This window comes from Niastella sp. OAS944 (assembly GCA_024809215.1).
In the GTDB taxonomy this organism is placed as follows: domain Bacteria; phylum Bacteroidota; class Bacteroidia; order Chitinophagales; family Chitinophagaceae; genus Niastella.
This window is the reverse complement of the sequence record JANUBW010000006.1, coordinates 369,494-384,724: the sequence shown is the minus strand read 5'-3', so window position 1 is coordinate 384,724 and position 15,231 is coordinate 369,494. Positions and strand designations below refer to the sequence as shown.

The window sequence follows — 15,231 nt, the reverse complement described above, 5'->3', positions numbered from 1 at the left end:
TTTCTTCTGGGATTTGAGTTTTGGGATTTGTTTAGATCTTGGTGCTTGGTTCTTGGAATTTCTTTGAAACTTGTGATTTGAGATTTGAAATTTTCGAAGCTAACTTATAAAACAGGAACATGATTCGGAACTATCATTTGCTTTTATTACTGCTACTGCCAGCGATTGCATTTAGCCAGGAAAGGCAACAGCTACTATTCAACGACAACTGGAAATTTTATAAAGGTGAGGTAGCAGCAGCGGAAAAAGCGGCGTTTAACGATGCAGCCTGGCGTACGCTGCAACTGCCGCACGACTGGAGTATTGAAGGCCCGTTCAGCAACGAATGGGCCAGCGGTACCGGTTACCTGCCGGGTGGTATTGGCTGGTACCGTAAAACATTTACACTGCCCGCAAAATGGACAGGCAAACAGGTGTTCATTTACTTCGATGGTGTATACAAGAACAGTGAAGTATTTATCAATGGCCGCTCTATTGGAAAACGGCCAAATGGGTTTATCCCTTTTCAATATGATTTAACGTCCTATTTAAAACCCGGTGCCAATAATACGATTGCAGTAAAAGTAGATCATACCACCTTTGCCGATTCAAGATGGTATACCGGTTCGGGCATTTATCGCAATGTATACCTTATTGCTACCAATCCGGTACATATTGATAAATGGGGTGTGGCATTTAGCACACCCTCCGTATCTGCCAATAACGCAACAGCCAACGTACAGGTATCGGTAGTAAATAACGACAAAGTAAACAAACCAGTAACCGTACAATGCACGCTTATTGATAAAGACGGCAAACAGGTAGCTACTGCCGAAAAGAACATTACGACCAATACTAAAACAGCCGTACAGGCCAGTTGCGCTTTTGACGTTTCGAGCCCGCACTTATGGTCCATTGACGATCCTTATCTGTATACATTACGCGTAACGCTTTTGTCGGGCGGTAAGAAAACCGATGAATGGACAGACAAAGTAGGTATCCGCGCCATCAGGTACGATGCCGGTAATGGATTTTTCCTGAACGAGGTAAATACCAAATTACTGGGCGTATGTATACACGATGACGCCGGGGTGTTAGGCGTGGCCGTACCCGAAGAAGCCTGGATAAGAAGATTACGCACTCTTAAAGCAGCCGGGGTAAATTCATTAAGGCTAAGCCATAACCCTCATGCCGATTACTTATATCGCCTGTGCGATGAAATGGGTTTTGTAGTAATGGATGAAGCGTTTGACGAATGGGAAGTGGGTAAGAACAAATGGATAAAGGGTTGGAATAATGGCCAACCAGGCAAAGATGGTTACCATACCTATTTCAATGAATGGGCTAACCAGGACCTGCGCGATATGATACTTCGTAACCGCAACCGGCCTTCAATAATTATGTGGAGCATTGGGAATGAAATTGATTATCCCAATGACCCTTATACGCATGAGATCCTGAACACGGGGAACAATCCGCAGATCTATGGCCGGGGATATGATTCAACTCATCCACCAGCTGCACGCCTGGGTGAAATTTCAAAACGCCTGGTAGCAGTAGCAAAACAGTATGATACTACCCGCCCTATTACGGCAGCCCTGGCAGGTGTAGTAATGTCGAACACAACCAGCTACCCTGGCAACCTCGATATTGTTGGTTACAATTATCAGGAATACCGTTATGAAGAAGACCACAAACAATATCCCAATCGTGTTATTTACGATAGCGAAAATGGCATGCGTCTCAGCGCCTGGAATGCCGTTGATAAAAATGCATATGTAGCCGGTATGTATTTGTGGACTGGTATTGACTACCTGGGCGAAGCCGGCGCCTGGCCAAACCGCAGCAACCAGGCCGGACTGTTAGACCTCGGCGGCTTTGCTAAACCGGAATATTACTTCCGCCAAAGCATTTGGACGCAAAAGCCAATGATCTACATGGGCACTTCACCTATTCCCAAAACAGAAGACAATGGCATTTGGAGCCACCGGCAGGCCGCGCCCAAATGGAATGGAACAGCGGGCGACTCTATTCGGGTGAACTGTTTTACCAATTGTGAGGAGGCCGAATTATTCCTGAACGGAACTTCATTGGGCAAAAGAACAATGGCCGACGCAAAAAACCGCATCTTGGTCTGGAACACAGTATACCAACCCGGTGAACTGATTGTAAAAGGATATAAAGACGGAAAAGAAGCCGCGCAATATTCATTGAACACTACCGGCAAAGCTGCAAAAATAGTGGCCAGCATTTATAAAGATCCAATGATAAATGCACGTACCGGTGTGCAGCAAATTGAAGTGGCCCTCACCGACGATAAAGGACAAAAGGTATACGACGCCGATAACGCCGTTACTGTAAGCATAAAAGGCCCCGCCACGTTACTGGGTATTGAGAACAGCGAAGCTAATGATGTAGATAATTATAAAGCAGCTACCAGAAAGGCAAAAAACGGCACACTGATCGTTTATGTACGGCCGCCGGCGAAAGGTGGCACTTACGAAGTGAAGTTAGAAACGCCGGGTATGGAACCGGTAGTGTTGGTTTTTAATTAACAGCAAGATCTGTAAGATTTACTTCAGGACCTTGCATTACTATAATGTTCAGCAGACCTGGCAGGTCTAAGTTTAAATTAATTAGACCTGCCGGAGCCTGCTCCGCCTTAGGGAATGAACGTCATCACAGAAAAAAGGCATTTAAGTAGAACCGTTAATTTAAAAAAGAGTATTTTTCGCTCGCGAAGCTGTAATACCTCTTAACAATTCAAAACCCTACTTAAACGCCACACATGAATTTGCGAATACTGTTTACCCTGGGCACCTTTTTCCTACTCACCATGAACATCATTGCTCAGCCGGGTAAAATGTTCATCGATACTTCGGCAGGCATCAAATCAGAAGATCGAATGGTCTTTATAGGTTATCCCGAAGATCGTCGCGAAGAATCAACCGTAGAACCAGATTCCGTTATAAAAGTTGCCAGGATCTCAAAAAGCACCTTTTTAAGCCTCTCAAAAAATGCCGGTCCCAGTATTATAAATGACTCTACAGGCATAACCCGCACAAAGAAATCTTTCACGATAAAGAACAAATATTTTAAAAAGACATTTGCAACCGACCAGGTTTGTGAATGTTCCACGTCTGACTATCTGGGCTTCATTGCTCCCCTGAACGTATACGTTGTACATACAACAGATATGCAAAATGAAGTTGCTTTTACGGACCTGATCGATTACAGAACAGGGAAATCATTTGATGTACCTTCCTGTGCAGATGAAGGCCCGTATGACATTTTGCTTTCTCCACAATATAATACGCTGTTAACTTATTCTAATTCTGACTTTGAAGCGGGCGACTGCTGTATTCACCTCTTAAAGATCAGGAAAAACCCCACTGGTCAACGCTATACAATGAAAGTAAGCCTGATGTTAAGTTTCAACCGCGTAAACATTCAACAATTGGTTTGGGTAAATGAAAAATGTTTTGTTATGGAAGTGACCGAACGGGATATCGTTGAACCAAATGCCAATTATGATTATGGAAAAAAAAGAAAGTATTTTATGAAAGTTAATCTGCTTAAATAATATATAAGTATTACGGAAAATCAATAGAAAAATTAGTATTCTTTAATTCATGGATACTATAATCAAATCGCTTCAATACCTTATACTGTAGCCGAACCTGGTCCCAGTTTGCCTGAACCTCCGCTGCATCAAAAACAAATATGATTAGTGTGTCCTTGGGTTCATAGTTCCTCGTATAATCCTGAATGGCATTCTCCAGGCATCCACTCTGGTGATAAATTGGTTTTCGCTGCCCGGCCTCAACAAAGGCTCTTTGGTGTGCCATTGGATTCTGCAATGGAATGCTGGTATCAGGATAGTTAAAATTAACAACTGCATATACGTCTTTTTCGGCTTGATTGTTTAACCACAAGTTGTGATGGCAGTTAGTTGTATCTTTCTCGCATTTCATAGCAAGGAACATACAAGTAAAGATCAGAAGTAGTAATATTTTGGTTGCTTTCATAATACATTGACAAGAAAAATACGCCGCCCGTTTTCCACTTTATAATCTTTTTTACATTTTAACATTTACTTTTATCCCCCAAATCCATTTAACAGTCTGGTTAAACACTGATCAAATAATGAATAAAATTGTAATATCTCTACTGATCCTGGCAGTTGCCCATACTACGCTAATTGCGCAAAAACTGGCCCCATTACCTATGAATAATAAAGAATGGAGCGATTCGTGCCAGCCCTTTCGCATTGCCGGCAATTTGTATTATGTAGGCACATACGACCTTGGTTGTTATTTACTGGCTACGCCCAAAGGGCATATTCTTATCAATACCGGTTTGGCCGAATCGGTACCTATGATCAAAAAGAACATGCAGCAACTGGGTTTCAACATGGCCGATATAAAAATTCTACTTACCACCCAGGCGCATTTTGATCATGTTGCCGGAATGGCCGATATAAAAAAACAAACCGGCGCCAAAATGATGGTAGATGAAAAAGATGCTAAAGCACTGGAAGATGGCGGTAATTCCGATTACTATATGGGCGGCAAAGGGCCATTGTACCTGCCGGTAAAACCCGATAAATTATTAAAAGACCATGACACCATTGGTTTGGGTGGAACCAAACTTGAGTTGTTACATCACCCCGGCCACACCAAAGGTTCGTGCAGTTACCTGGTAACCGTAAAAGATGAAAAGAGAAGTTACACTGTACTGATTGCAAATATCCCTACCATTTTAGGAGGTACAAAACTAAGCGGCATGCCCGGTTATCCCGAGATCGGTAAAGACTTTGCCTATACACTTGAATCGATGAAAAAAGTACAATTCGATCTGTGGGTGGCTTCCCATGCCAGCCAGTTCGATATGCACAATAAAAGAAAAGCAGGGGATGCCTATAATCCCGAAGCATTTGCCGGCCGAAGCGATTATGATACCATAATAAAAGAACGAGAAACCGACTATAAGAAACTAAAAGATCAGCAATAAAAATTGAGAAGTAAGAAGTATGAAGTAAGAACCCCGAATTTCCTACCTCATACTTCTTACTTCATACTCTTAAAGCCTACATTCTCTCCTGATATTTATAAACAACATCAAAAGAAGCAGTTCTATCACATCCCCCTCGCCCGCATAGCCCATACCATTTTTACATGGCGGTAAGCATTTGCATCAGACCACTCATTATCCTAATTCAATCCATATGGCCCAAAGTGGCCGCCGCCGGTATTTATAACCGCACTGGGACCATCAAACGACCTGATGGCATCCACTGCTATTGTCCGGGCACTCTGGCTGCCGAAAGATCAAGCTGGTTATCCGCCAAGGGGGAAGATTTAATACAATGGCATAGCGGTGCGCGATACCCATTTAGGCGCATCATTTATACCTTGCCGCAATAACAGGTTGAGTTGTGCAGTATGATGTTGCACATGGCGCATATTATATAATAGCAATTCAAAAAGGGTAAACTCTTTGTACTCACTTATGAAGCGTTTTGTTAACAGTTCTTCAGGCGATATCCGTGTTAACTGATCGCGCAGTTTTTGCCGGGCGTAAGCCAGGTATTGTAACAACTCTTCTTTCTCATACACCCTGTTTGGCATGGCATCATATTCAAAATCAGATTTTGTAAATGGTGCCGGAGGTGTAAAGTCGCTTTCTTTAGGCGTTTGATCACTGAGGTAATAATCTGTCCAGTAAATGGTATGAAAGCTCAGGTACCAGAAGCGCGAACCTTCATTCCACAGTTCAGGTGAACAGGCAGTGATGGCATTTTCAAGCATATCGAGGGTTGCGCCGAATTGTTGCCAGATGTATGTGTTTATTGAGGATTCCATAAATAAATGATGAATGTAGTCTAAATTCAGCAAATCGCATTGAGGCAAGTGGGAAGTGGCGAGTAGCTGATAGGGAAAAAGGCAATCCGGAAGAAAAATAGTAGGTAAGGCTTTGGAATAAAGTGAAGCAAGCGATAACATATGAGCTTCGCATAAAGGCCCTGCTAGCCACTTGCCACTAGCCACTAGCTGCCAACGCAAACGTTCCCGGTAATTTTTCCGCGTTTGGTGTTATGGTTATTAACCAATTGTTTAATTTTTGCTTACATTTCTTTATAGATTAACCAAAAAGATCATAAAACGGTTGGCGGTATGAATGTAAACGCACAGGATGAAAGACTGTTGTTGCTACAGGTTGCTGAGGGCAATGAAAGTGCTTTTACCGTGCTGGTTGAACGTAAGTGGAATAACATATACCTGCAGGCCCTCACCTATGTAAAGGTTTCTGCCCAGGCCCAGGATATTGTTCAGGAAGTATTTTTAAAGATATGGCAGAACCGTAAAAAACTACCTGCCGTTGAAAATTTCGATTCTTACCTGTTCATCATTGCGCGTAACCATATTATAAGCGCCTTGCGAAAAAAACGCCATTTCCCCCTCGATACCGATGACCTTGAGCTGGAAGAAAAGAATTACCTGCCCGACAGAACGCTGGCGCAAAAGAACCTGGCTGCATTAATTGCCCGGGCCATAAACCTATTGCCCCAACAACAAAAGAAAGCTTACCTGTTGAGCCGCGATCAGGAACTTTCGCATGAAGAAATAGCAGCCAGTATGCAGGTGTCCAAAGAAGCCGTGAAAAAGAATATTGTCAGGGCGCTCAATTTCCTAAGGCATTATATCACTACCCATTCCGATATAACTATCCTATTCCTCATCCTGTACCGGTGGGCACAAAAAATATTTTAAAACCCTTGTCCCCTTATTTCTCTGGCATGCGTCTTCAATAGTACGAAAGATGATGCTGCTTTAAGAAAAGAACCAATTATGTATGCAGACTAACAATTTTCAGGAATTATTAGATAAGTACCTCACAGGCCGGCTTACAGAACAGGAAAGAGACCGGTTTTACGAATTGTTGAACGATCCTGAACATACAAAGCAACTCGCAGCCATTATCGATCAGGAACTGTACGAACACCAATACGAAAGCGAACCAGATAATACTTTACTGGCAGCTATTCAGCAAAATTTACAATCCGGTATACAGGCAGAAAAAGAAAAGCGCGCAAAAGTTATTCGCCTCACAAGGCGGCTGGCAGTTGCATCGGTATTGTTTATTGGTTTTTGTGGTGTGGCCTGGTGGTGGCTCACGGCTAAAAAGCCAGTACAAAACGAAATAGTACATGCAAAACCGATAAACGACAAAAACGCAATAACCCCAGGGGGTAATAAAGCAATATTGAAACTGAGCGATGGCAGCGAGATCGTTCTCGACAGCGCCGCCAATGGCGCCCTTGCGCAACAGGGAAATTCGCAGGTTATAAAAACGAAGAATGGTGAGCTGGTATATGATGTGGCTGCCCAAAGTGCGGGCGCCCCACTCACCAGTCACCATTCACCACTTGCTTACAATACAATTGCCACACCGCGCGGCGGGCAATACCAGCTGGTACTGGCAGATGGCACTAAAGTATGGCTGAATGCATCATCGAGCCTGCGATACCCTACTGCCTTTACCGGTAAAGAAAGAAGAGTTGAGTTAACGGGTGAAGGGTATTTTGAAGTAGCGAAAAATGCGTCGATGCCCTTTCATGTGCAGGTAAATAACATGGAGGTAGAAGTACTGGGAACCCATTTTAATATTAATAGTTATACAGATGAAACTGCCATACGTACAACCTTATTAGAGGGAAGTGTAAAAGTCGTGAATCGGTCCCGCCTCAAAGCGGGAGCAATCGGCAATAATACCGTTGTCCTCACACCTGGTAAGCAAGCTGTATTAATTGCCGATTCACGATTCAAGATTGCCGACGCTGACGTAGAACAGGTAATGGCCTGGAAGAACGGCTTATTCCAATTCAAAGCCGCCGACCTGGAAACGGTATTACGACAGGCAGCACGGTGGTACGATGTGCAGTTTGTTTATAAAGGAACTATTCCCGAACGGTTCTCGGGACAAATTTCACGAAGCGCCAACGCAGAACAGTTGCTGAAAATACTTGAATTAACAGGTAAAGTGAAGTTTGAAATAAACGGTAAGACGATTATCGTTAAGCAATAACAAATATAAAATATGTATAAATAAAAACCGGAAGTGGTTGCGACACCTCCGGCGGATTCCTGAGTCAATAAAAAGTAACACTACAATTTTTCAACCCAAAGAGGACCAAAATTATGCTAATGATTGCTTTTGGCAAAGCATCGTTCAAACGATGCTTTCCAGCCGCCATTTACTGCCATGGCGGTGCTAAACTTGTAAGAGTAATGAAACTAACTATTGCTTTGCTTACGGTTGTTTGCCTGCATACCACTGCCAACGGTTTTGCCCAGGGCATAACACTAAACGAAAAGAATGCCCCTGTTGAAAAGGTATTTAAAGAAATTACCAGGCAAACCGGCTATGTGTTCTTTTATGTTGATGGGCTGCTGAACAATGCAAAAAAGGTAACCGTTGTTACCACCAACTCTTCGCTCGACAAAACACTTTCCATTTGTTTTTCACAGTTGCCCTTCAGCTATTCCATTGTTGAAAAAACAATAGTGGTATCAGAAAAAACGCAGCCCCCGCCCCCACACCCAACTGAAAAGCAACTTACTGTTGACGAAGTTACTGTAAGCGGAAAGATCACAGACAATAACAATGCGCCTTTATCAGGCGCCAGTATTGCAGAAAAAGGTACCGAAGCTAAAACCCTGAGTAAAGAAGATGGCAGCTTCAGCCTCTCTGTTTCCAAAGCCAATGCCACGCTTATTGTTTCTTATATCGGATATCAAACAAGAGAAATAGCCTTAAGCACCAGCCAGGTGAGCATTGTGCTGCAACAACTCAACAAGAACATGGATGAAGTGGTGGTGATCGGGTACCAAAGCGTACGCCGCAAAGATCTTACCGGTACCGTTTCTTCTATCAGTGGGGCACAACTGGAAAAGATACCCGTAGCCAGTGCTGCCGAAGCCATTACCGGCCGCCTGCCTGGCGTACAGGTTACCACTGTTGACGGGCAACCAGGCGCCGACATCGTGATCCGCGTTCGCGGTGGCGGCTCCATTACCGGCAGCAATGATCCCCTGTATATTGTTGATGGCTTTAGGGTAAGTAACATAAATGATATTGCACCTTCCGATATTGCCAGCATCGACATTTTGAAAGACGCCGCTACCGCCGCCATTTACGGCGCAGCCGCTGCAAATGGCGTTGTTATTGTAACAACAAAAAGCGCCAAAGGCGGCAAATCAACCATTTCCTACAACGGGTTTATGCAGGCACGCCAATTACCGCGTAAACTGGCGGTTTTGTCGCCTTACGAATTTGTGCTGGCCCAATATGAATATGCCAGAATTCAGGGACAAAGCAGTGTAGACAACTTTGCCAAATACTTTGGGGTGTACGAAGACCTTGACCTGTACAAGTATACAAAGGGTACCGACTGGCAGAATGAATTGTATGGCTCCCCCGCCTGGTCGCAACAACACAATATCAGCTTAACCGGCGGAACCGATAAAACAAAATTCGCACTCAATTTTACCAACAATAAAGAAGCAGGGCTTATTCCAACCAACAGCTATACCCGCAACTATATAAACTTCAAACTAAATCACGAGGTATCACAATCAATAAAGATCGATGCCGCTATCAGGTACACCCACCCCATTACCAATGGCGCCGGCTCTGCAGGCAGCGCCAACTTTCGTGTTGGCGATGGTATAACCACCCGCCCGGTAAACGGCATTGCCGATATGATCATTCTCGATCAGGGCGCCAGTGAAGAATATGAACAGTTCCTCGCCAATATGATAAATCCCGTTCAGCTTACGCAACAGGATTATCGCAGAAAGATCAATCGCCAGTTCAACTTTAATGCAGGCGCTACCTGGAGCATTCTGCGCAACCTTACATTCCGTTCTGAATACAGCTTGGGCTTATCATTCAACGAAACCCGCCGTTACTATGGTCCCTTAACCAGTACTGCAAGGAACGAAGGCATGAATTTGCCAATGGGAGAAATTAACCAAACCAAACTGCGCGACTATCGTTTAACCAACACGTTAAACTATCGTTTCAATAAAAACCTTGTACACGATTTCACCTTTTTGGTTGGTCAGGAAATGCTGGCAAGAGGCAAAGGTTTTGAAGAATATAATCGTGCAAAATATTTCAACGTAGATGTTACTCCCGAAAAGCTGTTTGCTACCATGGGCTTTGGCACTACCGACATTCATACAACCACAGATATTGCACCGGAGAAAACAGCTTCCTTTTTTGGCCGGGTCATTTACCAGTACAACGATAAATATATTTTTAACCTTACCGGGCGGTACGATGGAAGCACCCAGTTTGCACCCGGCAAACAATGGGGGCTGTTCCCTGCCGCTTCTTTTGCCTGGCGTATTTCTTCAGAAGAGTTCATGACCAAGCTGCCATTTATCACCGACCTGAAGCTAAGGGCCAGTTACGGTTCTGTTGGTAATAACAATATCAGTTCCGATCAATGGCGCATGTTATTCAAGCCTGAACAATCGCGGCCCTATGGCGCAGGCGAAACACTTAACCCATATTATACATTTGCCAGCACACAGCTAACCAATCCCGAAGTAAAATGGGAAACTACTATTACCCGTAACATCGGTTTGGATTTTGGTTTATTAAATAATCGCATAGCCGGTACGCTCGATTTTTATCATAACACCACCAAAGACCTGCTGGTACAATCGGCCATTCCACCCACCTCCGGTTTCAGCACCCAACAACGCAATATTGGGCAAACCTCAAACAGGGGTATTGAATTGGGGTTGAATGCCGACATCATCAATAAAGCCGATCTTACCATCAGCTTCAACTTCAATATTGGTGTTAACCGCGCCCGCATCGATAAGCTCGATGGCGTTGATGAACGTACGTTCAATTCAAACTGGGCCGGCACCGATCTTAAAACAATTGACGATTACCGTTTGTACCGCGGCCAAACTATTGGGTTAATGTATGGCTATGTGACCGAAGGCATGTATACCGTTGACGATTTTACCGGTTATGATGCAGCTACCAAAAAATACATACTTGCCGATGGCGTGCACGGTCAGGACCTTGGAGGTATCAGCCTGCGGCCAGGTGTGCTTAAATTAAAAGACCTCGACTCAAGCGGCACCATTACAGCAGATGACCGCACTGTAATTGGCCGTGCACTGCCTAAAGCAACAGGCGGTTTCGGCTTCAATGTAACGTATAAGGGTTTTGACCTCGCGGCCTTTTTTAATTGGGTTTACGGTAACCAGATCTATAATACCGGGCGCATCTCATTCAACATGTATTACCGCAACTCCTTCGCCAATATGTTGAATACAGTTAACTATAACAATCGCTTTCATTATATAAACGAAAGCGGGGCTCTGGTAACCGACCTGAAGGAACTGGCAGCATTAAACCCCAACCCCAAAATATGGTCGCCGTTCTCAATGGGCGGTACCTCACCATACTTTCACTCATGGGCAGTGGAAGACGGCTCCTTCCTGCGCCTGAATACGCTTACATTGGGCTACTCGCTTCCTAAAAATTTGATCTCCAAATTTTACCTCACCAAATTCAGGGTGTATGCAACTGTATACAACGCATTTGTGTGGACGAATTACAGTGGGTACGATCCCGAAGTAAGCACCACCCGCAACAGTGGTTATAACCAGCTGGTGCCCGGTGTCGATTATTCAGCGTTCCCTAAAAGCCGCACATTCACTGCCGGTGTGAACGTAACCTTTTAGCCATTAACAAAGACATTAAGAATTATGAAACGCATTATATATCCCATTATAACGCTTTACTGCCTGGCCGGCATTTCGTGCAAGAAATACCTGGAATCAAATTCAGAGTCTAAGTTTACACAGGAATATGTTTTCGGTTCTGAATCAGATGCGAAGAAAGCCGTGAACATGATCTACGCGCTTTTCAACCAGGATGCATTTACATCACGTGTATCGACCATGTTTGCCGGCAATACCGATGTTGAAGTAGGAAATTCAGTAGCACAAAACCCCGATGGCGCCCGCCGCGATCTGTGGTCATTTGAAGCAACTACCTCCAACAACGATCTGCTCACCGTTTGGAACAATGCTTACAATGCCATAAATAAAGCCAACGAATGCGAATTTGGTCTTACCACCATTTCCCTGGCAAAAGACTCAACCAGCAAAGTTTACCTGAACTTATTAGGTGAGGCAAAGGCGCTGCGCGCGTACTGGTATATGTTACTTGTTCACCATTGGGGCGATGTTCCCTTCAATACAAAAGCATCGCGCGCCGGTGACGACTTCTATATTCCAAGAACAGGGCGCGACACCATTCTTACCTGGTTAATAAATGATCTTATTGGCATAGAGGATAAAATGCAGTGGGCCGAAGCGCTTGACTATGGCATAGAACGCATAAACCGGGAGTTTGTACTGGGGCTTATAGCCAAACTGGCGTTATTGCGTGGCGGTTACTGGCTGTACCCCGACATGACCATGAAACGTAAAAGCGATTACCTGGAATATTATAAGATCGCCAACACATATTGTAAAAAACTGGTTGAATTAAAACCACGTCCCCTGCCCGATTTCGCCACCGTATTTATGAATGAGAATAAAGGTGTTAAACCAGTGAACAGCGACATTTTATATGAAGTAGCCTATCCCCCTGGCTATGGCGATGTAGGCTGGTGTGTAGGAGTTGCAGTAAGCAATGGCGCTGCACAAAAGCACAATTACGGTGCTACTACCATTCAATTTTCCTTTACCCCAACCTATTACCACTCTTTTGATACTACGGATGTACGACTTGCAGCAACCTGCTCGCTGGTGTCTTATAACGATACGCTGGCGCAGGCGCCTGTAGGGCCAACGGGTATCGCTATCAACAAATGGAACCGTTTATTAGTGCCAACGCCTTTAGGGCCCGAATCATCAAAAGGCACCAGCATCAACTGGCCGCTTTTGCGTTATGCCGATGTATTGCTTATGCTGGCCGAAAGTGAAAATGAACTGAATGGCCCAACAGGGCCGGCCCAGGATGCATTGCGTAAAGTGCGGCAACGCGCCTTCCCAGCCAGCTTGTGGAGCGATAAAGTAGATGGCTACATTGCAGCGATAAGTGGCGACAAAAACGCATTTTTCAACGCCATCGTTAATGAACGCGCATGGGAACTGGGTGGTGAAATGTTACGCAAATTCGACCTGGTTCGGTGGGACCTCTATGGTAAAAAAATTGCCGAAACAAGAAATACACTTAATCAAATGGGTTTGGATGCTGTTGGCGGCGTTGGCCAATACAAAAATTTACCCGATATTATTTATGCAAAACGCAACAGCGATAAAACACTCACTTTCCTTAATAAATTTACCAGGGTAACAGGCGCCGTTCCTGCCGAGTACAATATAAAAACAAATTGGCTTGTAACCCTGTATAATACCACCACCAAAGGCCCGGCCAACTATAACCTGTGGCAATGGCGCGGCTATACCGACAATACAGGTAACACGCCAGCAAGATATGTATTACCGTTACATAACCAGGTGATCTCAGCCAGCCAGGGCAGCCTGCAAAACCAATATGGCTATTAAAACAACATTGTACAGGTAAACATTCCATACCATGAACAAAATTATTTATATACTGGCTTTTACAGTATTTATATATACCTCCTGTAAAAAGGACAACGACCTCACCATGCCCCGGTTATTCAGACCAGTATCTATCGGCGCATTAACAGCAGATTCGAATACCATTGAGGCAGCGTGGCAACCCATAGCAGGCGCCACCGGTTATAGTGTAGCAGTAAGTCGCGATACGTTCAAAAGCATTGATATGACCATAGTGGTAGACACCAGCGCGGCAACCATCAAAAAGCTTTTATTTAATCAATTGTACCAGGTACAGGTAAAAGCACTTGCCCGCGATACCAACATGAGTTCAATGTGGTCGAACCTGGGAGCCGTAAAAACCTTATCATCCATATTCCGTTCGCCGGGCATAAACGACATTACGCTAAATTCAGTACGTGCCCGCTGGTCTACCCGGGGCGCCGCGGTAACCGCTATTAAGGTGATTAAAAAAGCCGACAAATCGGTAGTAGCTTCCATAAACCTCACGGCCACCGACCTTACCAATGAGTATGTAGTTATCGATGGGCTCGATGCTTCTACCCAATACACCATGTATTTGTACAGTGGAAACGACGAACGCGGACTTGTTGATTTTTCAACCAAAGCACCGTTTGCCGGCGCCGTTATCGACCTCACCGGTATTACCGGCCGGCCGGGCGTTTTGGCCGATACTTTACCCCAGGTTCCATCGGGAAGCACTATATTACTAAGCCGTGGCGAAACATATATTATTTCCACCGCTATTGCTTTAGACAGATCGCTTACTATTATGAGTAAGCCAGATTTAGCAAATCCCTTAAAGGCGAGAATATACTTTACCAGCAATTTTGAATTCAGGGCCGGTGCTACTATAGATCAAATAGAATTTAATGATGTATATCTGGTGAGCGACAATTATACCAGCCGATATGTGATCAACAATGGCAACAGCGCTAATATCGGGAAAGTGGTATTTAACGAAAGCCGGATAGAAATATTCAGAGGCCTGTTTCGGTTAAAGGACAACGCTACAAACATTGGAGAACTGGTTATGAACAACTGTATAATCGACAGCATTGGCAACTTTTCTGTAATTAATATAAACGCCAGCAGTAAAATAGACAACATTACCATAACCAACAGTACCATTTACAAAGTGGAGGGCGTTATAACCAGCGCATCGGCCGCCAATTCGGTAACTGTATCAGACTGTACATTTAATGAAGCGCCCCTGGGAAATAACAAAAACGTTTATTTCGATTATGGCACCCTTAACATCGCCAATGGTTTTAATATAACCAACTGTTTGTTCGGCATTGGCAAGGTAAGTGGTGGAGCTACTGTAGTGCGTGATATTAAAGTGGGCGGCGCCACTTCGGTTGGCATCACCAACAGCTTTAAAACAACCGACCATGAAACGGGTGGCAGTGAGTTTAAGTCCTTAACATCGGCCAACCGTAAATCAACGGAACTATGGCTGGCTCCATACAATGGCATTTTTGCAATTGCCGATCAAACTTTTGCCGGCCGCAATAGCGCCGGCGATCCACGGTGGCGATAATTCTAAGAGCAAGACCTGTAAGGTTCGCCATCGGTTCTCGCATTATCAGTATGCTTA

General features: G+C 44.4%; 10 protein-coding genes. 8 read left to right on the top strand and 2 right to left on the bottom strand.

Annotated features, from left to right (window positions below; all coding sequences use genetic code 11):
* The first annotated feature begins 119 nt into the window (after window positions 1-119).
* Together GGD38_RS24110 and GGD38_RS24105 are read left to right on the top strand one after the other, a co-directional pair.
* Window positions 120-2,534, top strand: a complete 2,415-nt coding sequence (locus GGD38_RS24110) for a sugar-binding domain-containing protein (protein ID WP_375301581.1) — start codon at window positions 120-122, stop codon at window positions 2,532-2,534.
* Between the two features lie 233 nt (window positions 2,535-2,767).
* Window positions 2,768-3,562, top strand: a complete 795-nt coding sequence (locus GGD38_RS24105; RefSeq protein ID WP_375301582.1) for a hypothetical protein — start codon at window positions 2,768-2,770, stop codon at window positions 3,560-3,562.
* A gap of 10 nt (window positions 3,563-3,572) precedes the next feature.
* Here the strand turns inward: GGD38_RS24105 and GGD38_RS24100 are convergent, their stop codons facing one another.
* Window positions 3,573-3,953 carry a hypothetical protein gene (locus GGD38_RS24100; RefSeq protein ID WP_375301583.1) on the bottom strand — a complete coding sequence of 127 codons (381 nt, stop codon included), beginning with the start codon at window positions 3,951-3,953 and terminating at the stop codon, window positions 3,573-3,575.
* A 172-nt stretch (window positions 3,954-4,125) separates the two neighbouring features.
* On the opposite strand from GGD38_RS24100, the gene bla reads away from it, so the two are divergent.
* Window positions 4,126-4,992, top strand: coding sequence for a subclass B3 metallo-beta-lactamase (gene bla, locus GGD38_RS24095; protein WP_375301584.1), 867 nt, complete (start codon window positions 4,126-4,128; stop codon window positions 4,990-4,992).
* Window positions 4,993-5,339: 347 nt separating this feature from the next.
* Here the strand turns inward: bla and GGD38_RS24090 are convergent, their stop codons facing one another.
* Window positions 5,340-5,843 (bottom strand): DinB family protein, encoded by a 504-nt coding sequence (locus GGD38_RS24090; RefSeq protein WP_375301585.1) that lies wholly within the window; start codon window positions 5,841-5,843, stop codon window positions 5,340-5,342.
* A gap of 312 nt (window positions 5,844-6,155) precedes the next feature.
* Here GGD38_RS24090 and GGD38_RS24085 point away from each other — a divergent pair, with 312 nt between their 5' ends.
* The 5 genes from GGD38_RS24085 (at window position 6,156) to GGD38_RS24065 (ending at window position 15,174) form a co-directional block, all read left to right on the top strand.
* Window positions 6,156-6,752, top strand: coding sequence for an RNA polymerase sigma factor (locus tag GGD38_RS24085; protein ID WP_375301586.1), 597 nt, complete (start codon window positions 6,156-6,158; stop codon window positions 6,750-6,752).
* A gap of 82 nt (window positions 6,753-6,834) precedes the next feature.
* Window positions 6,835-8,067, top strand: coding sequence for a FecR domain-containing protein (locus tag GGD38_RS24080; RefSeq protein ID WP_375301587.1), 1,233 nt, complete (start codon window positions 6,835-6,837; stop codon window positions 8,065-8,067).
* Window positions 8,068-8,270: 203 nt separating this feature from the next.
* Window positions 8,271-11,756 carry a TonB-dependent receptor gene (locus GGD38_RS24075; protein WP_375303893.1) on the top strand — a complete coding sequence of 1,162 codons (3,486 nt, stop codon included), beginning with the start codon at window positions 8,271-8,273 and terminating at the stop codon, window positions 11,754-11,756.
* 24 nt (window positions 11,757-11,780) lie between these two features.
* Window positions 11,781-13,592, top strand: a complete 1,812-nt coding sequence (locus GGD38_RS24070) for a RagB/SusD family nutrient uptake outer membrane protein (protein WP_375301590.1) — start codon at window positions 11,781-11,783, stop codon at window positions 13,590-13,592.
* Between the two features lie 31 nt (window positions 13,593-13,623).
* A complete protein-coding gene (locus GGD38_RS24065; RefSeq protein ID WP_375301591.1) occupies window positions 13,624-15,174 on the top strand; it encodes a DUF5123 domain-containing protein in 1,551 nt (516 codons plus the stop codon).
* Window positions 15,175-15,231: the final 57 nt, after the last annotated feature.